Origin of the sequence: Mycobacterium pseudoshottsii JCM 15466 (assembly GCF_003584745.1) — a bacterium.
Classification (GTDB): domain Bacteria; phylum Actinomycetota; class Actinomycetes; order Mycobacteriales; family Mycobacteriaceae; genus Mycobacterium; species Mycobacterium marinum.
In genome coordinates this window covers 143,522-163,176 of sequence record NZ_AP018410.1, presented here as the reverse complement: position 1 = coordinate 163,176, position 19,655 = coordinate 143,522, and the positions used below count along the sequence as shown (strand labels likewise).

At 65.2% G+C, this 19,655-nt stretch carries 16 protein-coding genes and 4 pseudogenes; 14 read left to right on the top strand and 6 right to left on the bottom strand.

Translation table 11 applies throughout. The features are described 5' to 3' along the window. Positions 1 to 4 precede the first annotated feature (4 nt). The gene (locus MPSD_RS00760) at positions 5 to 1,060 is read left to right on the top strand and encodes a phosphotransferase family protein (RefSeq protein ID WP_232022716.1); all 1,056 of its coding nucleotides are present in this window, start codon (positions 5 to 7) and stop codon (positions 1,058 to 1,060) included. Positions 1,061 to 1,081: 21 nt separating this feature from the next. Here MPSD_RS00760 and MPSD_RS00755 read toward each other — a convergent pair whose 3' ends face one another. Together MPSD_RS00755 and MPSD_RS00750 are read right to left on the bottom strand one after the other, a co-directional pair. Beyond that, positions 1,082 to 2,122, bottom strand: a complete 1,041-nt coding sequence (locus MPSD_RS00755) for an LLM class F420-dependent oxidoreductase (RefSeq protein WP_015353986.1) — start codon at positions 2,120 to 2,122, stop codon at positions 1,082 to 1,084. Between the two features lie 58 nt (positions 2,123 to 2,180). Beyond that, entirely contained in the window at positions 2,181 to 2,612 is a 432-nt protein-coding gene (locus tag MPSD_RS00750; RefSeq protein ID WP_011742421.1) for a nuclear transport factor 2 family protein, read from the bottom strand. Between the two features lie 127 nt (positions 2,613 to 2,739). On the opposite strand from MPSD_RS00750, the gene MPSD_RS00745 reads away from it, so the two are divergent. The 6 genes and pseudogenes from MPSD_RS00745 to MPSD_RS00720 all read left to right on the top strand — a co-directional run bounded on the left by MPSD_RS00745 (position 2,740) and on the right by MPSD_RS00720 (position 8,676). Beyond that, positions 2,740 to 3,306, top strand: coding sequence for a PadR family transcriptional regulator (locus MPSD_RS00745; RefSeq protein WP_012392152.1), 567 nt, complete (start codon positions 2,740 to 2,742; stop codon positions 3,304 to 3,306). Positions 3,307 to 3,445: 139 nt separating this feature from the next. Beyond that, positions 3,446 to 4,663, top strand: coding sequence for a GNAT family N-acetyltransferase (locus MPSD_RS00740; protein ID WP_020785353.1), 1,218 nt, complete (start codon positions 3,446 to 3,448; stop codon positions 4,661 to 4,663). A 77-nt stretch (positions 4,664 to 4,740) separates the two neighbouring features. Next, positions 4,741 to 5,385 (top strand): annotated as a pseudogene (locus MPSD_RS00735) (TetR/AcrR family transcriptional regulator). 4 nt (positions 5,386 to 5,389) lie between these two features. Then, the gene (locus MPSD_RS00730) at positions 5,390 to 6,601 is read left to right on the top strand and encodes an acyl-CoA dehydrogenase family protein (protein ID WP_012392149.1); all 1,212 of its coding nucleotides are present in this window, start codon (positions 5,390 to 5,392) and stop codon (positions 6,599 to 6,601) included. Between the two features lie 68 nt (positions 6,602 to 6,669). Continuing rightward, positions 6,670 to 7,878, top strand: a complete 1,209-nt coding sequence (locus MPSD_RS00725; RefSeq protein ID WP_086085249.1) for a glycosyltransferase — start codon at positions 6,670 to 6,672, stop codon at positions 7,876 to 7,878. A gap of 54 nt (positions 7,879 to 7,932) precedes the next feature. Next, a pseudogene (locus tag MPSD_RS00720) lies at positions 7,933 to 8,676 on the top strand (lysostaphin resistance A-like protein). 21 nt (positions 8,677 to 8,697) lie between these two features. Here the strand turns inward: MPSD_RS00720 and MPSD_RS00715 are convergent. Next, the gene (locus tag MPSD_RS00715) at positions 8,698 to 9,861 is read right to left on the bottom strand and encodes an AAA family ATPase (RefSeq protein WP_020785358.1); all 1,164 of its coding nucleotides are present in this window, start codon (positions 9,859 to 9,861) and stop codon (positions 8,698 to 8,700) included. Positions 9,862 to 9,994: 133 nt separating this feature from the next. Between MPSD_RS00715 and MPSD_RS00710 the strand changes: the two genes are divergently transcribed. From MPSD_RS00710 to MPSD_RS00695, 4 genes and pseudogenes are all read left to right on the top strand, one after another. Then, positions 9,995 to 10,486, top strand: coding sequence for a MarR family winged helix-turn-helix transcriptional regulator (locus MPSD_RS00710; protein WP_011742428.1), 492 nt, complete (start codon positions 9,995 to 9,997; stop codon positions 10,484 to 10,486). A 30-nt stretch (positions 10,487 to 10,516) separates the two neighbouring features. Further along, the gene (locus MPSD_RS00705) at positions 10,517 to 10,933 is read left to right on the top strand and encodes a DUF5313 domain-containing protein (RefSeq protein ID WP_012392145.1); all 417 of its coding nucleotides are present in this window, start codon (positions 10,517 to 10,519) and stop codon (positions 10,931 to 10,933) included. A gap of 95 nt (positions 10,934 to 11,028) precedes the next feature. Then, the gene (locus MPSD_RS00700) at positions 11,029 to 11,427 is read left to right on the top strand and encodes a Zn-ribbon domain-containing OB-fold protein (protein ID WP_012392144.1); all 399 of its coding nucleotides are present in this window, start codon (positions 11,029 to 11,031) and stop codon (positions 11,425 to 11,427) included. A gap of 30 nt (positions 11,428 to 11,457) precedes the next feature. After that, positions 11,458 to 12,668 (top strand): annotated as a pseudogene (locus tag MPSD_RS00695) (thiolase family protein). 8 nt (positions 12,669 to 12,676) lie between these two features. On the opposite strand, the gene MPSD_RS00690 reads toward MPSD_RS00695, so the two are convergent. Next, complete coding sequence (locus MPSD_RS00690; RefSeq protein WP_011742432.1) at positions 12,677 to 13,252, bottom strand: TetR family transcriptional regulator; 576 nt, start codon at positions 13,250 to 13,252, stop codon at positions 12,677 to 12,679. A 314-nt stretch (positions 13,253 to 13,566) separates the two neighbouring features. Here MPSD_RS00690 and MPSD_RS00685 point away from each other — a divergent pair, with 314 nt between their 5' ends. The 3 genes and pseudogenes from MPSD_RS00685 to MPSD_RS00675 all read left to right on the top strand — a co-directional run bounded on the left by MPSD_RS00685 (position 13,567) and on the right by MPSD_RS00675 (position 18,016). Then, complete coding sequence (locus tag MPSD_RS00685) at positions 13,567 to 14,433, top strand: amidohydrolase family protein (protein ID WP_020785361.1); 867 nt, start codon at positions 13,567 to 13,569, stop codon at positions 14,431 to 14,433. A 40-nt stretch (positions 14,434 to 14,473) separates the two neighbouring features. Continuing rightward, positions 14,474 to 16,667, top strand: a pseudogene (locus tag MPSD_RS00680) (acyl-CoA dehydrogenase family protein). A gap of 155 nt (positions 16,668 to 16,822) precedes the next feature. Next, the gene (locus MPSD_RS00675; RefSeq protein WP_086085248.1) at positions 16,823 to 18,016 is read left to right on the top strand and encodes an amidohydrolase family protein; all 1,194 of its coding nucleotides are present in this window, start codon (positions 16,823 to 16,825) and stop codon (positions 18,014 to 18,016) included. Positions 18,017 to 18,055: 39 nt separating this feature from the next. Here the strand turns inward: MPSD_RS00675 and MPSD_RS00670 are convergent, their stop codons facing one another. Together MPSD_RS00670 and MPSD_RS00665 are read right to left on the bottom strand one after the other, a co-directional pair. Continuing rightward, positions 18,056 to 18,322 carry a YdeI/OmpD-associated family protein gene (locus MPSD_RS00670; protein ID WP_020785366.1) on the bottom strand — a complete coding sequence of 89 codons (267 nt, stop codon included), beginning with the start codon at positions 18,320 to 18,322 and terminating at the stop codon, positions 18,056 to 18,058. Positions 18,323 to 18,373: 51 nt separating this feature from the next. Then, positions 18,374 to 19,558 (bottom strand): MFS transporter, encoded by a 1,185-nt coding sequence (locus MPSD_RS00665; protein WP_086085247.1) that lies wholly within the window; start codon positions 19,556 to 19,558, stop codon positions 18,374 to 18,376. Positions 19,559 to 19,655 lie beyond the last annotated feature (97 nt).

Sequence of the window (19,655 nt, the reverse complement as noted above, 5' to 3'; positions counted from 1 at the left end):
ACCCATGAGTGAGGACATTCCCGGTGTCCACGCCGACGCGGTGTCACGGTGGCTGGTCACGCTGGGGCACCAAGTCGCCGCGCCACTGCGTTTTCAACGCATCGGTCTCGGTCAGTCGAATCTGACCTATCGGGTCACCGATGCCGCTGGCCGCGCCTGGGTGTTGCGCCGCCCGCCGCTGGGGCATCTGCTGGCCTCGGCCCACGATGTGGTGCGCGAGGCCCGCATCATGGCCGGGCTGGCCGAGACCGACGTGCCGGTTCCCCGGATCCTCGGAGTTACAACGGATTCGGAGTTTTCCGAGGCGCCATTGGTGTTGATGGAGTTCGTTGATGGATTGGTCGTCGACACCATGGAGGTTGCCGAGGCGCTGACGCCACGGCAGCGCCGCCAGATCGCCTTGTCGTTGCCCCGCACCCTGGCCAAAATCCACGCCGTCGACCTGGCGAAGGTGGGGCTCGACGATCTGGCCAGCCACAAGCCCTACGCCCAGCGCCAGCTCAAACGCTGGGCGGGACAATGGGAGCTGTCCAAGACGCGCGAGCTTCCCGAACTTGACGACCTGACCCGCCGGCTGGTCGCCGCCGCTCCCGAGCAACGGGAAATCAGCTTGGTGCATAGGGACTTTCATCTGCGCAACCTGATCACCTCGCCGGAGACCGGCGCGGTGGTGGCGACCCTGGACTGGGAACTGTCGACGCTGGGCGATCCGCTCGCTGACATGGGAAGCCTGCTCACCTACTGGATGGAGCCCGGTGAATCTGGCGTCGGTGACTTCGCACCCTCGACCCTCAACGGATTCCCCGACCGCGCCGAAATGACCCGCCTCTATCTAGAGGAGACCGGCCGCGATCCGGCCGCGCTGCAGTACTGGCATGTTCTCGGGCTGTGGAAATTGGCGATCATCGCCGAGGGCGTCATGCGACGGGCGATGGACGAGCCGCAGAACAAGGCGTCTGAGGGGACTCCGACCGTCGCATGGATCGATGCGCGGGTACACATGGCTCGCGAAATCGCCGATGCCGCAGGCATGAACCAAGTCTCCGACTCAGCTTCCTGACCCCGGAAAGGCCCCGAGCGCCTAGTCGACCAGTTGGCGAAGCGTGTCGATGAGCTTCACCCGCTCGGCAGCCGTTTCCGCGATCGGCGCCACATTCAATGTCGTGACCCCGGACTCGCGGAACGCCGCAAGCCGGTCCCTGACGAACCCTGGCGTGCCGATCAGGTTGACGTCTCGCACCAGCTCGTCTGGGACAACCTTGGCGGCGCCGTCCTTGTCCCCGGCCAGGTACAGCTGCTGGATTCGGTCCGCCTCGGCTCCGTAGCCATATCTGGTCGCCAGCATGTGGTAGAAGTTCTTGCCCTTGGCACCCATCCCCCCGATGTAGAGCGCCAGATGCGGCTTCACGAATTCGCGAAGGGATTCCACGTTGTCACCGATCGCCAGCACCGGGCCGGCATACACGTCGAGTTCGCCCAACGCCGGGTCCCGTTTGGCCCGGCCGGCCGCCAGCGCCTGGCCCCAGACATCGTGGGCCTTCTCCGGCAGGTAGAAGATGGGCTGCCAGCCTTCGGCCACTTCGGCCGCCAACTCGACGTTCTTGGGCCCCAACGCGGCTAACAAGATCGGGATACGCTCCCGCACAGGCTGATTGATGATCTTGAGTGGCTTGCCCAGCCCGGTACCCTGGCCGGCCGGTAGTGGGATCGTGTAGTGCTTACCCTGATATTCCAGGCGCTCACGGCGCCACACCTGACGACAAATCTCGATGATTTCGCGGGTACGCGCAATCGGGGCGTCATAGGGCACCCCGTGAAAGCCTTCGATCACTTGCGGACCTGAGGCACCGAGCCCAAGGGTGAACCTACCGTCGGATACATAGTCCAGCCCGGCCGCGGTCATCGCCGTCAAGGTGGGCGTCCGCGTGTACAGCTGCAGGATGCCCGAGGCGAGCTGAACGCGGTCCGTGCAGGCCGCCAGGTATCCAAGAGCACTGACGGCGTCGAACGAATACGCCTCGGGGACAAAGACGATGTCCAGTCCGGCACCTTCGAGGTCGGCCACTTCGGCGGCCACCTCCTTGAAGCCGCCCGCGTAATTGATGGCCAATCCGATTCGCATGACCAACACCCTTCCTCAAATTTGTTCACGCTCGGCGCGGAGCCAAGCGATGAAAGTTCTATGCCCCGGCGAACTGCTGGGCCAGTTCCAGCGCCTCTTGTTGGATCCGGTCGAACTGGGCGCCCATCGCCTCCGACAACGCCATGGCGCCCGACATTGGCCGCACCATCACCATGAAGTCATCGATCAGTCCGTCCTCGTTGAAATGCAGGAAGTCACAACCCATGACTTTCTTACCCGACGCCCCGGAAGCCCCGGCAATCGTCGCCTCGAACACGAAGGCGTGGTCACGTCCGTTGCCGTCGGCGATCTCGCGGATGTAGCGAAAGTCTTCGAACACCCGCAGAACACCGCGCAGCAGCGCTGCGGTGATCGCTTTGCCCACGTACGGTTTGAACACTACCGGGCTGGTAAAGACCACCGTGTCGGCCAGCATCGCCTCAACGGCTGTCACATCACGTTCTTCAACCGCTTTACGGAACGGATGCATCAAACACCTCCACCTAGTGTATTTATCGAATATTCATATTTTCGGGTAGCCGCCGTCGCGCCCATAGCGAGCGAACCACTCACGAAGCCAGTTCGCCAGATCTTGCTTGCCATGTATCATTGGCCAGATGTCACTCCGTGACGCGGTTTTGGCTGCCCTCTTGGAAGGCGAGTCGTCCGGATATGACCTCGCGAAAGAGTTCGACGCCTCGATGGCGAACTTCTGGATGGCCACACCACAGCAGCTGTATCGCGAGCTCGAACGCCTGACCGAGCAAGGGCTCATTCAGGCCCGTGTAGTCCACCAAGAGCGCCGGCCCAACAAGCGCATGCACTCGTTGACCGAGTCAGGTCGTGCGGCGATCCTGCAGTTCACCAGCAAGCCGCCCAAGCCCGCGGTGATTCGCGACGAACTGCTCATCAAGATTCAGGCCTGCGATGCCGGAAACATCGACGCCGTTCGGGAATTCGTTGTCGAGCTACTGCAATGGGCCACGGCAAAACTGGAGCGCTACGAGCGGGCACGCAGGCGCATGCTGGACGGCCGCACCGAGCAGGAATACTTGACCCAGGCCGAACGGATAGGCCCTTACCTGACGCTGCTGCGCGGAATTTCCTTCGAGCAGGCAAATATTCAGTGGGCCGAGCAGACGTTGAAAATCCTGGACTTCCGTCTCGCTACGCAAACGGGATAGAAAACGACTGCACGACCCTGGGGAAAAATTGCCCCAGGCGGCAATTTCGGCCGGACACTCGAGTCCATGCCGTCGGCGCGCATGACCCGATCCTGACGCGCTGCAGACCAGCCTCGCACGGACGCGACATGATGGCCGGGTGAGCACCAACATCCGCGTTCTCGACACCGAGCAAGACCTGATGGCGGCGGGCAAAGTGTTCCGCGTCGCCATGGTCGGCCTACCCCCCATGCCGAACCTGTCGCCGGGCCAGGTCACCACACTTCTCGAGCCCGGGCGAACCGTGGGCACATTCATCGATGAGCAACTGGTCGGTACCGCCGACGCCGCCACCAGCGACCTGACCCTGCCCGGCGGAGCGATCGTGCGCCATGCCGCCGTGACGCGCATCGGTGTGCTGCCGACGTTTCGCCGCCAAGGCATCGCTACCGAGCTGATGAGCCATCAGCTACGCGACTTCGCCGCACGGGGCGAGACGGTGGCGACGCTGCGAGCCTCGGAGGCAACCATCTATGAACGGTATGGCTACGGCGTGGCCAGTTCAGCGCAGAGCGTTGAAATCCAGACGGCACGGGCGACGTTGCGCCCGGGTGTCGGAACCGGCGGACCGGTGCGGCTACTCGACACCGTCGATAGCTGGGACGTCCTTGCCGGGATCTACGCGAGGAATCGGCCGTCGCGACCGGGAACCATTGACCGCCCGGGGGTTTGGTGGCAGTTCCAGCGACTGCGCGCCGAAACATCGCCGGGGCCTTCGTATATCGCAGTCCACGGCGAGCCGGGGCGGGAGACGGGATTCGTTCGCTACCGCCCCATCGACACCGAGAAGTGGTTCGTCGCCGACCAACGCACCATCGTGGTCGAGGACTTCTTCGCGCCGACCGGCGCCGCCTATCTTGGATTGCTGCGTTTCCTGTTCGGACTCGATCTGATTGACCGCGTGGTCTTCTGGATGCTGCCTTTGGACGATCCGCTGCCCTGGCTGCTTGTTGATCGACGGGCCATGAAGGTGACGGCGGTGCATGACGAGACGTGGCTGCGCGTGATCGATGTCCGGGCCGCCTTGGCCGCCCGGCGTTATTACGGCGATGGCACCGTCACCATCGCGATCGATGATCCCTTGCTGGCCGGCAACTCGGGTCACTTCACCATCTCGGGCGACGGGGCCGAACCGACGAGTCGGCGTCCCGCGTTGCACCTCGACGTTGCGGGCCTTGCCGCCGTTTTGCTCGGTGGCGCGCGTTGGCGCGACCTCGCCATGGCAGGTTTAGCCCGGTGCGAGGACCCGACCGCACTTGCCGTTGCCGATCAGCTGTTCGCGGCGCCGGAAGCGCCCCACGCCGGGTTCTTCTTCTAGGGCGTACTGGCGTTCTACCAGGTACTGGTGGCACCGAGCCACTTGCGCCCGACTTGGTGAGTGAGTACTCTCTCACCATGTCCACGTCCGGACGAGATCGCCTGCTCTCGGCGGCACTGAAGCTCTTTGCCGCCCAGGGCTACGCGGCGACGTCGGTCGCCGACATCCAGCGCTGCTCGGGCCTCGCGCCGGGATCTGGCGCGTTGTACAAGCACTTCGGCTCCAAACACTAGCTGCTCGAGGCCGCGGTTGAGCACCGCATCGACAGCATCGTGGCAGCGCGCGAGCAGTACGACGCCGGCGAGCCGGGCGGTGTGGAGCAGGCGGTGCGAACCGCCGGACACCTCATCTGGACCAACCTGAAACAGAGCGAGGATTTGCTCAAGGTGATGCTGCGCGAGCCCGGTGCACTCGGTGACCTCGACGAGAAAACCTGGCAGATCATCACCGACAACGCCTACCAGCGATTCGCCGACGAACTGGCGGCGTCCAACCGGTCGGGCCGCACCCGAATACCCGATCCCGAAGCGGCGTCCAGTGTCGCCATCGCCTCGCTGTCCTACGCCGCGACGCTGCAGGCACTGACCGGTCGCTCGCCCGGAAACATCGATGACAGCCGCTACTTCGAGGCGTGGGTCAATCAGACCGTCAGCATGCTCTCTCAATACACCAACCCCGCGCCCTCCAGAAAACCCTGGGCCGACAACAAATTCCAGGAGTAAGACTGTGACCTTCTCACTAGAACTCAGCGACGACGTGATCGAAGTACGCGACTGGGTGCACAAGTTTTCGGCCGAGGTTATCCGCCCGGCCGCCGCAGAATGGGATGAACGTGAAGAGACTCCCTGGCCGGTAATCCAGGAGGCCGCGAAGGTGGGGCTCTACTCGCCCGACTTCTTCGCCCAGCAGTCCGTCGAGCCGTCCGGGGTGGGCATTCTCGCCGCGTTCGAGGAGATGTTCTGGGGCGATGCCGGTATCGCGATTTCCATCATGGGCACCGGGCTGGCCGCCGCGGCCCTGGCCGCCAACGGAACTCCCGAACAGCTGGGCCGCTGGCTGCCGGAGATGTTTGGCACCCCCGGCGATCCCAAGCTCGGAGCGTTCTGTTCCTCAGAACCCGACGCAGGCTCCGACGTCGGCGCCATCCGCACCCGTGCGCACTTCGACGAGGCGGCCGGGGAGTGGGTTCTCAACGGAACCAAGACCTGGGCGACCAATGGCGGCATCGCCAACGTGCACATCGTGGTGGTATCGGTACACCCCGAACTGGGCACCCGCGGGCAGGCCACGTTCGTGATCCCGCCCGGCACCAAGGGCCTGACCCAAGGGCAGAAGTTCAAGAAGCACGGCATCCGCGCTTCCCACACCGCTGAGGTGGTGCTCGACAACGTGCGTCTGCCCGAGGACGCGATCCTCGGCGGGCGAGAGAAGTTCGAGGCGCGCATCGCTCGGGTCAAGTCCGGCGCCTCTGCGCGCGGGCAGGCCGCGATGAAGACCTTTGAGCGCACCCGGCCCACCGTAGGGGCAATGGCGGTCGGCGTGGCCCGAGCGGCCTATGAGTACGCCCTGGAATACGCCTGCCAACGCGAACAATTCGGGCGCAAGATCGGCGAGTTCCAGGCGGTGGCGTTCAAACTAGCCGACATGAAAGCGCGCATCGATGCGGCGCGTCTGTTGGTGTGGCGAGCCGGATGGATGGCCCGCAACAATCACAACTTCGATTCGGCGGAGGGATCGATGGCCAAGCTGGTGGCAAGTGAGACCGCCGTTTACGTCACCGACGAGGCCATTCAGATCCTCGGGGGCAACGGCTACACCCGCGACTACCCCGTTGAGCGGATGCACCGCGATGCGAAGATCTTCACCATCTTCGAGGGCACCAGCGAGATCCAGCGCCTGGTGATATCGCGAGCGCTGACCGGGCTGCCCATCCGATGAGCATTCGGTGCGGTAGCGCCGACGGCCGTTGATGATCCGGTAGACGTTCGCAGCCGAAATTTCCGCCGATGAAAGCTGTGGTCGCAAGCTACGGAAGCCGCGGCGACGTTGAGCCGTGCGCCGCCGCCGCGCGTGAGCTGCTGCGACGTGGCCATGAGGTGCGGGTGGCGGCCCCACCCAACCTGGTCGGCTTCCTCGAGTCGGCCGGGCTGACCACGGTCGCCTATGGCCCCGATTCACACCAGCAGATGGGCCCCGCCCCGAACCTGGTTGGCGACTTAGCGGCCACGGCCCAGCACCCAATCACCATGGTGCCCAAACTCATTGAACACCTAACCCGGGTGAACGCGGCCAAGAGTGAGACGCTGACCGCGCTGGCGGACGGTGCCGACCTGCTTGTGGTCGGCTTCAACGAGCAGGCGGTGGCCGCCAATGTCGCCGAGTACTTCGGCATTCCGCTGGCCGGGCTGCACTTCTTCCCTGCGCCGGCATTGCCGGCGGGCATGCTCTCGACGCTGGCAACGAAAGCCGCCGACGACGCCCAACGCCAGGCCCTGGGACTGCCGCCGGCATCGGAATCCGTCCCGCAACGGGTCGCGGAACAGGGATCGCTCGAAATCCAGGCCTATGACCAGATCGTCCTGCCCGGACCACCGGGCCGGTGGGTGCAAGCCGATGGCCGACACCCATTCGTCGGCGCGCTGACGTTGCAGTCACCCACCGATGACGATGACGCGATCCTCGCCTGGATTGCCGAAGGAGCCCCACCGATCTACTTCGGCTTTGGCGGCACCCCGTTGACCTCGCCGGCGGAGCAGTTCGCCATGATCAGTGCCGCGTGTGCTCAGCTGGGTGAGCGGGCGCTGATCTGCGCCGGGCCGAACGACTTTGGCCAGATGCCGCATTCCCACCAGGTCATGGTCGCACCGGCGGTCAACCACGCGGCGGTCTTTCCGGCCTGTCGCGCGATAGTTCATCATGGGGGCGCCGGAACCACCGCAGCCGGCCTGCGCGCCGGCATCCCCATGCTGATTCGCTGGCTATGGCTCGATCAGCCGATCTGGGCCGCTGGCATCGAAGAGCTTGGAGTCGGTGTCGGACAGCCCTTTTCGGCAGCCACTTCGGAGTCGCTGGCCGCCGGCCTGGGTAGCATCCTGGCCGCGCAGTACATCGCCCGTGCCCGCACGGTGGCGGACCAGATGACCCCACCCGCCCACAGCATTGCCATGGCGGCCGACCTGCTCGAGCACACCGCTCACGTCGACCGGCGCAGCTGAGGCGGCTAGTGCGCTAGCGTCACGGCAGTGCAAGCAGAACCCGGCGATGACCCGTTGCTGCCCACCTCGTCGAGCACGCCGGATGCGCCTGCCCTTCGGCCAACCGCGGCGCCCGCACATCGCTGGGGGCTGGGCGCCTTCCTCCTGGTAGAGCTGGTCTACCTACTCAGCTCCACGTTGTTGGCGCTCGTCGTGGCGAGCGCGGGTCCCCGGTCCGCCGCGCTCATTTCACTGGCGGTGGCCGCTCCCACGGTCATCGCGGCGGGGCTGGCCGTATTCATCACGATGCGGCGTGGCAATGGTCCCCGCACCGACCTACGCATGGGCGGGACGTGGCGCGACGTGCGCTTGGGACTCGTTTTCGGTCTCGGCGGGCTGGTGGTCAGTGTGCCCGCGTCCATGCTCTACGCCTCGATCACCGGTCCCGACGCGAATTCGGCCCTATACAAGGTGTTTGGTGACGTCCGGGCCTCGTGGCCGTGGGCGGTGGCCGTGTTCATCGTCGTCGTGTTCGTTGGGCCGCTGTGTGGAGAGATCCTCTACCGCGGGCTGCTCTGGGGAGCGCTGGAGCGGCGTTGGGGGCAGTGGGTCGCGCTGGTGGTCTCCACCGCGGTGTTCGCACTGGCCCACTTCGAGTTCACCCGAGCACCGCTATTGCTGGTGATCGCCGTCCCGATCGCGCTGGCCCGGTTGTACTCCGGCGGCCTGTGAGCAAGCATCGTCGCGCACCAAGTGACCAACTCATTGCCCGGCTTGGTACTGATGCTGATATTGACCGGCACCATGCCCGCATCCTGAGCGCGTCCGGCCCATCAGCGGTTAGCGGGGCGGCCAATGCCAGGACGGCTGATCGAGCATGCCCTGACCCACGATCCGGGTTTCACCGAGTTCTTTGGTCAGGCGGATGGTGTGCACCTCCGCGGCCTGCTGCAGACCCGCCACCAGGGGCTCGGAATGGGTAACGACGATTATCTGGCTGCGTTGGGCGGCCGTGGCGATCAGCGACGCCAACGCCGGCAGCAGCTCGGGGTGCAAGCTGGTCTCGGGCTCGTTGAGCACCAGCAACTGCGGCGGCCGAGGGGACAGCAAGGCTGCGCTCCACAGCAGATATCGCAGTGTTCCGTCGGAGAGCTCCGCGGAACCCAATGGCCGCAGCATTCCGGGCCGTTTCAGCGCCAGTTCAAAGCGGCCGTTGTCGCTGGCGACGTCTATCCGACTGCCCTCAAATGCTCGATCGATGGCTTCATCGAGCGCCGCCTCGTCGCCAATCTCGCGAATCGTTTCCAGCGCGGCGGCCAGGTCGGCCCCATCGTGTCCGAGCACCGTGGTGCGGGTGCCGATCCGGGCCTGCCGGGCGGGTGCGTCGGCATCGGTGCGCAGGTGATCATAAAAGCGCCAGTTCCGGATGCGCTCACGCATCTCGATGAGTTCCGGGGCCCGCACCGGATCTGCCAACTCACTGAGCATCGAATCGAAGGGCCGCAGCGCGTCGGTGATCAGGTGCCAGTTGTCGTCACCGTCGCGCAGCCGCGCGACCGGGCCACCCCGTTCGGCAATCGCCGTGGCGCTGCGCCACACCGGCCCGACCCAGAGCGCCTCCACTTTGACTTCGGGATCGAGTTTGAACTTGCTGATCGACGCCTGCGGCAGACCAAGATCCATCGCATAGCCGAAATCGGATCCGGCGAAGCCGAGTTTCAAACTAACCGAATCGGTGCGAACCGTCCCCTGGACCTGGTGGCGCCCCTGACGCACCGATTTGCCGATCACCGCCGGCCCGGCCCACATGGTCGAACTCAACCCGCCTTCGCGGGCCAACGCGGCCACCGCCCCGTTGCGGGCCGAGTCGGCCATCAGGCGCAACGCGCGATAGAGATTGGATTTGCCGCTTCCGTTGGCACCGGTGACCACATTGAGCTGGTGTAGCGGGACCACCAGCTGGCGCAGCGACCGGTAGTTCTCCACCGCGACAGTCACCAGCACCTGGCCACGCTAATCCAAAACCGGCACGGCGCGCCCGAGCACCCCCGGGCGCACCCCATCGCGGCCGCTCAAGCCCAGAAAGTGACCAATGGCCCTATTGCTAGTGCACTAACTATTAGGGCACGATGTAGATATGGCCGCACCAACGACGCCGCAGGCCGATCCACTTGCCCTCGAACAGCAGGTGTGTTTCGCGCTCGCGATCACCAATCGGGCCGTCCTGGCCGTCTATCGCCCGCTACTGGAACCGCTTGGCCTGACCCACCCACAGTATCTGGTGATGCTGGCCTTGTGGGATAACCAGAGAACATCATCGGGACAGGGTTCTGCGCTGGCGGTCAAGCAGATCGCCGCGACCCTGCAGCTGGATTCGGCCACGCTGTCGCCGATGCTCAAGCGCCTCGAAGCACTCGGCCTGGTCACGCGGACCCGAAACGCGACCGACGAACGCTCCACCGACGTCAAGCTCACCAGGTTCGGTATCGCACTACGCGAACGGGCGGCTGAGGTACCCGCTGCCGTAATCGCGCGCCTGGGCGTCGACCCGACCGAACTCGAGCAACTCCACCGTGTGCTCACCCGTATCAATGTGGCGGCCTTGGCGGCTGACGCACCGCAGTCCTAACAGTTCGAAATTGTCCCTATAGGAGTCCTGATGGCCGCCGACAAACCGAATTTCTGGCAGTACATTGCCTACTCGTATGGGAAGTGCCTACCCGATTCGATGCGCAGCTGGGTTGCCAACGACCTAGCCGGCAAGGGAGCCATCCGCCGGCACATGATCAGGTGGGCGCTTCCCCCGATTCTGATCCTCGCCCCGTTGTGGCTGTTGCCGGCCTCGCTGTATGTGCATTCCGAGATGACGGTGCCGCTCTACATCTGGTCGCTGTTGATCTCGCTGGCCCTGAACAAGGTCTGGCGCCGGCACCGACTGGCCCAGCACGGTCTGGATCCGAACCTGGTTGACGTGCTCAAACAGAAGAAGCAGGCGCGGATGCACGAGGACTACGCTCGCCGCTACGGCCCGCGGCCCGAAGAGGCGCACTGGCAGTCCAACAGCAGCCCGTTCTAACCGCCTCGAGCGCGGCCGTCGCCGCATCTGTCGCTGATGGCGCGCACCCGCTACGGTCGGGATAGACCGGGGATAGACATGGCGGAGGTGCTCACATGACCAAGCAGATCCCGTTGGTCGACTACCTGGTGCTCGACGACGGCGATCCGCACCTCATGGCCCGGGAATGCACCCACTGCGGCGCCCGCTTCTTCGACCGCCGCAACGCGTGCGCCAACTGCTTTGCCACCGAGTTCACCACCGTGCCGGTGCCAACCGAGGGCACGGTGCGCACGTTCACCATCGTCACTTTCGCCGCACCCGGGATCCCCACCCCGTTCATCGCGTCCGTGGTCGACTGCGACGGCACCCAGGTCCGCGCCAATCTCATCAACATCGACCCCGATCCCGAGCACGTGCACGACGGGATGAAGGTGCGCCTGGCCACCTACGCGATCGGCACCGACGCGCAGGGGACCGAAGCGATCGGCTTCGGCTTCGAGCCCGCTACTTGACCATCCGGCACCGCGGAAAGGGCAACGACGATGAGCGCCAGCGACGAGATTTGGATCCTCGGGATCCGGATGACCAAGTTCGGCAAGCACCCCGACCTCGACACCGTCGACCTGGCGGCCCAGGCCGCGATGAGCGCGCTCGATGACGCCGGCGTGAGCATGGCCGACATCGGCGTACTCGCGGCCGGCAACCTGATGGCCGCCAACGCCGGGATCGGTCAGCAGCTGCAAAAACAGATCGGCCAGACCGGCATCCCGGTGTACAACGTGGCCAACGCCTGCGCCACCGGGGCCACCGCGTTGCGGACCGCCATCATGGCGGTGAAGGCTGGCGAGGTCGACTACGGCATGGCTGTCGGGGTCGAAAAGTTGTCCGGCGCCGGGCTGCTCGGTGGGGGAGGTAAGAAGAAGAGCGACGCCGACGTCTGGACCCCGGCCGGTCGCTACGGCGCGGTCGCGCCGGTGGATGGGCGGATCGGCACCGAGACCATGCCGGGCGTATTCGCTCAGATCGGCACCGAATACGGACACAAGTACGGCGGCACCAGCTTCGAGCTGTTCGCCAAGATCAGCGAGAAAAACCACGCCCATTCGACACTGAACCCGCTGGCCGCCTATCAGAAGAGGTTCACGCTCGAGCAGATCATGAACGACGTCATGATCGCCTACCCCAACACCCGGCCGATGTGCTCGGCCAACTGTGACGGCGCCGCCGCCGCGATCGTGTGCAATGGCGAGACGCTGAAGTCTCTGTCCGCACGGCAGCGTCGACGCGCGGTGAAGGTTTCGGCATCGGTGCTGACCACCGATCCCTACGAGCCGGGCTGCCAGGTCCTGCCAACGTCAACACGTTGACCCGCAACGCCGCCAAGACCGCCTACGAGCAGGCTGGCGTTGGACCCAGCGATCTCGATCTAGTCGAGCTGCACGATTGCTTCGCCACCGCCGAGTTGGTGCATTACGACAACCTGATGCTGTGCGAACAGGGCGGTGCCGCAGACTTTTTCGAGTCAGGCGCCCCGTGGCGCGACGGCTCCACGCCGGTCAACGTGTCCGGCGGGCTGCAGTCCAAGGGCCATCCCATCGCGGCCACCGGCATCGCCAACGTCTGGGAGATCTGCCATCACCTGCGCGGCGAGGCCGGCGACCGTCAGATCGACAACGCCAAAGTCGGGCTGGCTCACGTGATCGGTTTGGGCTCTGCGTGCGGCGTGCACATCCTGGAAAGGTCGGCGGCCTAACGCCCGCTTCACGGATGCGGCCGGCCTTCATCGAGCAGAGCACGCGCGACCCACTCGACATGGCCAAGCGCTTCCTCCAAGGTCAGCCTGCTGGTCAGCAACCCGGTCAGCGCACCGCTAAGTGCGGCGTTGAGAGCGAAGCTGACATTCGAAATGTCTGCTGGGGCAACACCGTGCAGCAGGCGATTGAACATCTCGACGTTGGTGCGATCCATCTGATCGATCGTCGCTTTCGCGTCCCGATCGGTAGAGGTCATCATCTGAAGCATCAACGCCGTCATCTCGGGATTGCGATGAAAGGCGCGCAACGCGCGGCGCAGGTAGTCCAGGATGCCGGGCAGCGGGTCTTGATCGGGTGAGCCACTGGCGCTCAGAATGCGGCGGGTCAGCCGCATCTGCCAGTCCTGAAGCGCCGCCGCCAACAGGTGCTCCTTGGAACTGAAGTAGCGATAGACGGTGGCCAGGGCCACTCCCGAACGCTGGGCCACGTCACGCATCTGCACCGCGTCGGCGCCGACATCGGCGATCAGATCGATCACCTCTTCGATCACTTTTGCGCGACGAAACAGCTGGCTGGCGGTCATCTCCGCCAGCGGAACGACGTCGGGGTTGGCGCGATTGATCCGCGAGCGGCCCTGCGCCGCCTCGGGCGACAGTGTCAGGCCGGGGGCTGATGTACCGATGGCGCGACCTCCGATTCAACCCGACGGCAAGAACGGGCCCCGTTTCCAGAACACCCTTCTTTGTGTTGACCAAATGCTACGGCATACAAACGGCATATCCGGCCTGTTATCCCAGCTTTTGCCCACCACCGTCCTTGACGTGGGTAGAACCTGGTTTCACTATTGTGTCAGGCGCGGTGCTAGTGTCGAAGACTCGCGCCTGATCGGAGGACGCAATGGCCGGACCTGTCGGTTTGCCGGTGATCGACACCATGATCGGATTCCCGCACGAGGGGTCCGCCCAATATGACTTCATTCGCAAGCAGACCAAGGACCGTGAGTCCAAGGAGAACTTCGAGTTCCCCGTCGAGTACATGTTCAAGGACGTGCCCAAGGGCCTGCCCACCGATGATCCGGTGTCCCTGGTGCTGCAGCAGATGGACCGGTTCAACATCGAGAAGGCCATGATCGGGGTCCGGGAGGACTCCGCGCAGCTGGCACTCAAGACATTCCCCGACCGGTTCATCCCGTCCGGAGCGATCGCCGATCCGAACGATGTGATGGGGTCGGTCGCCGCGATCCGTCGGGAATACGAGCAGTTCGACATCCGCGCGACCTCAGTGTTTCCGGCCGGCACCTTCCCCCAAGTCCCCATCGATGATCCGAAGATGTATCCCATCTATGCCACCTGCGTCGAACTCGGCATACCCATCTTCGTCTGCGCCGGCATCCCCGGCCCGCGGCTTCCTTTCCGGCCCCAGGAGGTTTCCCGGATCGACATCGTGATGTTCGACTTTCCCGATCTGGTCTTCGTCACCCGCCACGGCTGCGAACCCTGGGAGGAGCTAGCCGTCAAGCTGGTGCTGAAGTGGCCTAACCTGTATTACTCCACCTCTGCCTTCACGCCCAAGTACTACCCGAAGGCCATCATCGACTACGCGAATTCGCGCGGCGCGGACAAGGTTCTCTACGCCGGCTACTTCCCGATGGGGTTGTCACTGGAACGGATATTCAGCGAGCTGCCCAAGGTCGGCCTCAAAGACGAAGTCTGGCCAAAGTTCCTCTACGGCAATGCCGCTCGCATTCTGGGCTTGACGGGCTGACCATCCAGTGGCGCTGGCGATCACGGCCGAACAAGAGTAACTGGCCCAGGCCGTCGCTCAGTTCGCGGCCCGGCATGCGCCGATAGACAAGACCCGGGCCGCATGGGACTCGATCGCGGCCGGCGAATTGCCGCCGTGGTGGGAGGAATTGACCGCGCACGGCTTTCATGCGGTGCATTTGAGCGAGGACGCCGGCGGCCAGGGCGGCACGCTTGGCGGACATGGCCTGCGTGCTCGAGGCAGCCGCCGCGGCGTTGCTGCCGGGGCCGTTGTTGAGCACCGCGACGGCAAGCGCGGTCGCGGGGTTGGCGGACACATCCGCGGCAGCACTGATAGCGGAGCTGGCTGGCGGCGCGACCGCGACCGTCGTGCTGCCCGAACATTGCGACGTGCGCGCCGCCCGGGTCGCGGCCGGTTGGCGCCTTGATGGCTCGTCTCAAACGACGCTGGGAATCTGTGCGGCGCAACGTGTTCTGCTAGCCGCACGCTCCGAAGACGGCGCCCAGCTGTGGTTCGTGCTGGACCCGCGATCGCCGGGTTCGGGCCTTTCAGTCCAGCCGCAGCGCGGCACCGATCTGTGCACCGACGTGGGTGTGCTGACCCTCGCCGACCATGTCGTCGCGGCCGAGTCACTGGTGTCTGGGATCGCGACCGAGCGGGCTCGCTGCCTGGTGGTGGCCCTTGCGGCATGCGCCGCGGCGGGGACGGTACGCCGCGGCGCCGAAGCCGCCGTGGACTATATCCGCACCCGCGAGCAGTTCGGCAAACCCGTTGGGGCCTTTCAGGCCCTGCAGCACAAAGCCGCTGTGCTGCTGGTCAACGCCGAACTGGCCGCGGCAGCGGCCTGGGACGCGGTGCGCGCCGCCGACGAGCCCCTCGAGCAGCACCGCCTGGCCGCTGCGTCGGCCGCCCTGGTGGCGGTGGGTCCGGCCCCCGACCTGACTCTCGATGCCCTGCTGATGTTTGGCGCGATCGGCTACACCTGGGAACACGACATGCACCTGTACTGGCGCCGCGCGATCAGCCTGGCCGCGTCGCTGGGGCCGACAACGCGCTTCAGCCGTGCGGCCGGCGAGCTGGCCCGCACGCCGAGTCGCTCTACCGCAGTCAATTTGGGCAACGTCGAATCCGAGTTCCGGGCCCGAGTAGCGGCCACACTGGACCGGGCACAAGCGCTAGCCAACGAGCACCCCACCGATGACTCCAGGAATCCCGGCCTGGCGCACGGGTCACAACGGGATCTGCTGGCCGAGGCGGGTCTGGCCGCCCCACACCTAGCCAAGCCGTGGGGCCTGGCCGCGACGCCGGTGCAGCAGGTGATCATTGCCGAGGAGTTCAGCAAGCGCCCCGGCGTGACCAAGCCGTCCCTGGGTATCGCGGAGTGGATCTTCCCGACGATTCTCGACCGAGGATCCGACCTGCAACGCGACCGGTTCGGGTGGCCCATCCTGCGCGGAACCCAAAGATGGTGCCAGCTGTTCAGCGAACCGGGAGCCGGTTCAGACCTGGCGTCGCTGCGCACCCGCGCCGTCAAGGTCGACGGGGGATGGCTGGTCAGCGGGCACAAGATCTGGACCTCCCACGCCGACCGGGCACAGTTCGGGGCGCTGTTGGCGCGCACCGACCCCGACGCGGCGAAACACCGAGGGATCAGCTACTTCCTCGTCGACATGGCGTCCCCGGGCATCGAGGTCTCACCGATCAAGCAGGCCAGTGGCCGGTTCGACTTCAACGAGGTCTTTTTCACCGATGTGTTCGTTGCCGACGACATGCTGGTCGGAAATCCGGGCGACGGTTGGGATCTGGCGGTGGCAACCATGGCCGTCGAACGCACGGCGATAGGTAATTACGTCAATATCGATCGCACGCAGGTACTTCGACACGTGGCGATGGCCGATGGTCTCGACCAGGACGCGGCGCTGCGGGCAGTCGGAGATGTCGAGTCCCACACCACCGCCATCAAGGCAATGGTGTTGCGCTAGACGCTGCGACAGATCCAGGGACAAGTTGGCGGCCCGACCTCCAGCATCGCCAAGTACGCGATGGTGCTGCTGCTGCGGCGGGTCTGGACCGCAACGCTGGGCCTGGCCGGGCGCGTCGCAATGCTGGAGGACTCGGATCCGGCCGTACTCGGGCCGTACTTCGACATGCCTTCCGAGCTCATCGGCGGGGGTACCGCGGAGATCCAGCTCACCGTCATCGCTTCGATGATCCTCGGCCTTCCCCGCAAATAGCTTCACCTAAACAGAACACTGTTCTTGCCTTTTCCCGGATAAATGAGCACTATAACGCGCATTTGGCCTGTACAAAGTGAAACATCGTTCTAGCCTTCGATGATGCGGCCTGGCTCGGATGGATCGGGTCCGGCCACGGAAAGGACACGACGGCGATGAAGACCGAGCTCGGGTTCACGTTCTTCGACTGCGACAACCACTACTACGAGGCGGTGGACGCGTTCACCCGCCACATCGAGCGCGAATACAAAAAGCGTGCCATCCAGTGGGCCCAGCTGGACGGCAGAGCGCGGCTGATCGTCGGGGGCAGGGTAAACAGGTTCATCCCGAATCCGACCTTCGACCCGGTCGCCAAGCCCGGCGCGCTCGACGAGTACTTCCGCGGCCGCAATCCCAGAGGCGCCGACCTCAACGCACTGTTCGGCGACTTGGAGCCGATTCGTCCCGAGTACCGTGACCGCGACGCTCGGCTGGCGGCCATGGACGAACAGGGCATGCAGGGCTGCATCATGCCGCCCACCCTCGGGGTCGGGATGGAGCAAGCGCTGCTGCCCGACCTGGAGGCCACGGCGGCGACCTTCCGCGCCTTCAATCGCTGGATGCAGGAGGACTGGGGATTCGCCTATCAGGAAAGGATTTTCGCCGCCCCCTACATCACGCTGTGCATACCGGATAACGCTGTGCGGGAGCTCGAGTGGGCGCTGCGCCACGACGCGCGCTTCATCGTCATGGTTCCCGGACCGGTCACCACCGAGGTCGGCATGCGTGCGCCCGGTGATCCACTGTTCGACCCGTTCTGGCAGTTGGCCAACGACTCCGGCATCACCGTGTGCTACCACTCGGGCGAGACCTACTACTCGAAGTTCATGCCGGCCTGGGGCGAAGCGGACTACATGATGTCTTTTCAGGCGCTGCTGGGCTTTCGGTCGTTGTTCTCCGGGGATCCGTTGCAGGACACCTTCGCCAACCACTTGCACAAGGGCCTCTTTCACCGGTTCCCCAACCTGCGGATGGCCTGCATCGAGAGCGGTTCGGCCTGGGTCTTCCACCTGTTCGAGAAGCTGGCCAAGTCCTACGGCCAGATTCCCTTCATCTATCAGGAAGACCCCCGGGAGACCTTCAAACGTCACGTCTGGGTGTCCCCGTTCTATGAGGACGAGCTGGCGGACCTGCTGAAACTACTGGGTGCGGATCACATCATCATGGGTTCGGACTACCCCCACGTCGAAGGACTGGCCGAACCCGCCTCCTACATCAAGGATCTGCAGAACTTCGACTACGCGCCCGACCAGTGTCGCGCCGTCATGCGTGACAACGGCCTCGAATTGGCTCTCCGCCGGCCGGTATGACAGCCGATCGGTCCGGCCCGGAGATTCAGCGCGCCGGGCTCACTTGCCGGTGCGCTCGCGATGCTTGCACCCCGGCCAGCAGCAGGGCCGGCGCTGGCCTTCTTCCAGCTCTTCGCGTGTCCGGCGAATACGGCGCTCACGCGTCTTCTGTTGCTTGGCATCCTCGACCCAGCAGATGAACTCGTTGCGGGCCAAGGGCGTAATGTCGTTCCAGGCGGCCAGCGCGGTGGAGTTGGCCACCAACGCCTCACGCAGGTCTGGGGGCAGCGCGTGTACCACCCCACCGGGCACTTGCTTGCTGCTCACCAGGTCAGCGTAACCCGGTGCGCGCTGCCCCGGTCCGGACTCGAACCCCGATCACCTCGCCCGTCGCCGCGTACCGGCCGCGGCGGCCAGCAGCGCGAGCGCGAACACCGCTCCGGCCCCACCCGAGATCAGCAGCGGCAGCCGCCCGTCCACACCCCACAGGAACCCGGCCCACAGTCCCGCCGCCAGCACCGCAAATCCGCTCAGGCCCTGGAACACACCTTGGGCGCTGGACTGTAGCTCCGCACTGACAATCGCCGAGATCCAGGCCTTCCCCACACCGTCGTAGCAAGCGGTAAACAGCCCGTAGGCCGCGATCAGCGCCCATGCGGTTGCGGTGTCGGTGGTGATGCCCAGCCCGAGATAGCCGACCGCGAAAAACACCAGCCCAAACGCGTACACCACCGGCCGGCCCAAGCGGTCGGCAAGCACCCCCACCGGAAAACTCGCCAGTGCGTACACCGCGTTGTAGCCGACGTAGGCCATGATGACGCCCACCACCGAGAAGCCGATCTGCTTGAGCCGCAACAGCAGCAACGCGTCCGGGAAATTGGCGATGCTGAACAAGACCAGAAACGAGACCACCGCCCAGTATCGACGGGGCAGCCGCCGAGTCCCGTCGAGTATCGATGCAGGCTTGGCTTTCGCAAGATTGCGCGGTGGTTCCCGAACCCAGGCGATGAGCAGCACGCTGAGCACAGCGGGAATCACAGCCAGGTAGAGCACCGGGCCGATCTGGTGGTCGAACAGTTCGTATCCGGCCAGCCCGAGCAGCGGGCCGATGACCGCGCCGAGCGTATCCATGGTGCGGTGAAACCCGAATGCGCGACCGCGCTGCGCCGGCTCAACGCCGTCGACCAGCAACGCGTCGCGAGGCGCACCGCGCAGTCCCTTGCCCAATCGGTCCACAACCCGACCGGCCAGTACACCGGGCCAGGCGCCGGCGGCCGCGACGATGAGCTTGCCCAGCGCCGCCATCCCGTAGCCGCTCGCGATCAGTGGGCGCCGGGCGAACCGGTCGCCCAGCGGGCCCGACACGATCTTGGTGAGTGAGGCGGCCCCCTCGGCCGCGCCTTCCACCGCCCCAACCACCGATGGCGGCGCGCCCAATACGGTCGTCAGATAAATCGGCAGCAGCGGGTAGAGCAGCTCGCTGGCCGCATCTTGCAGCAGCGACACCAGCGAGAGCACCCGCAGGTTTCGGGTGAGCCATTGCGGCGCGCTACCGGAAGTCATCGGCGGTCACCTGAAGTCGCCCGCCGCAGGCATTCCCAAGGGGGGCAGCTGGTGCGCTTCGGTGTGTTGAGTGTGCATTTCGAATGAACTTACTGGC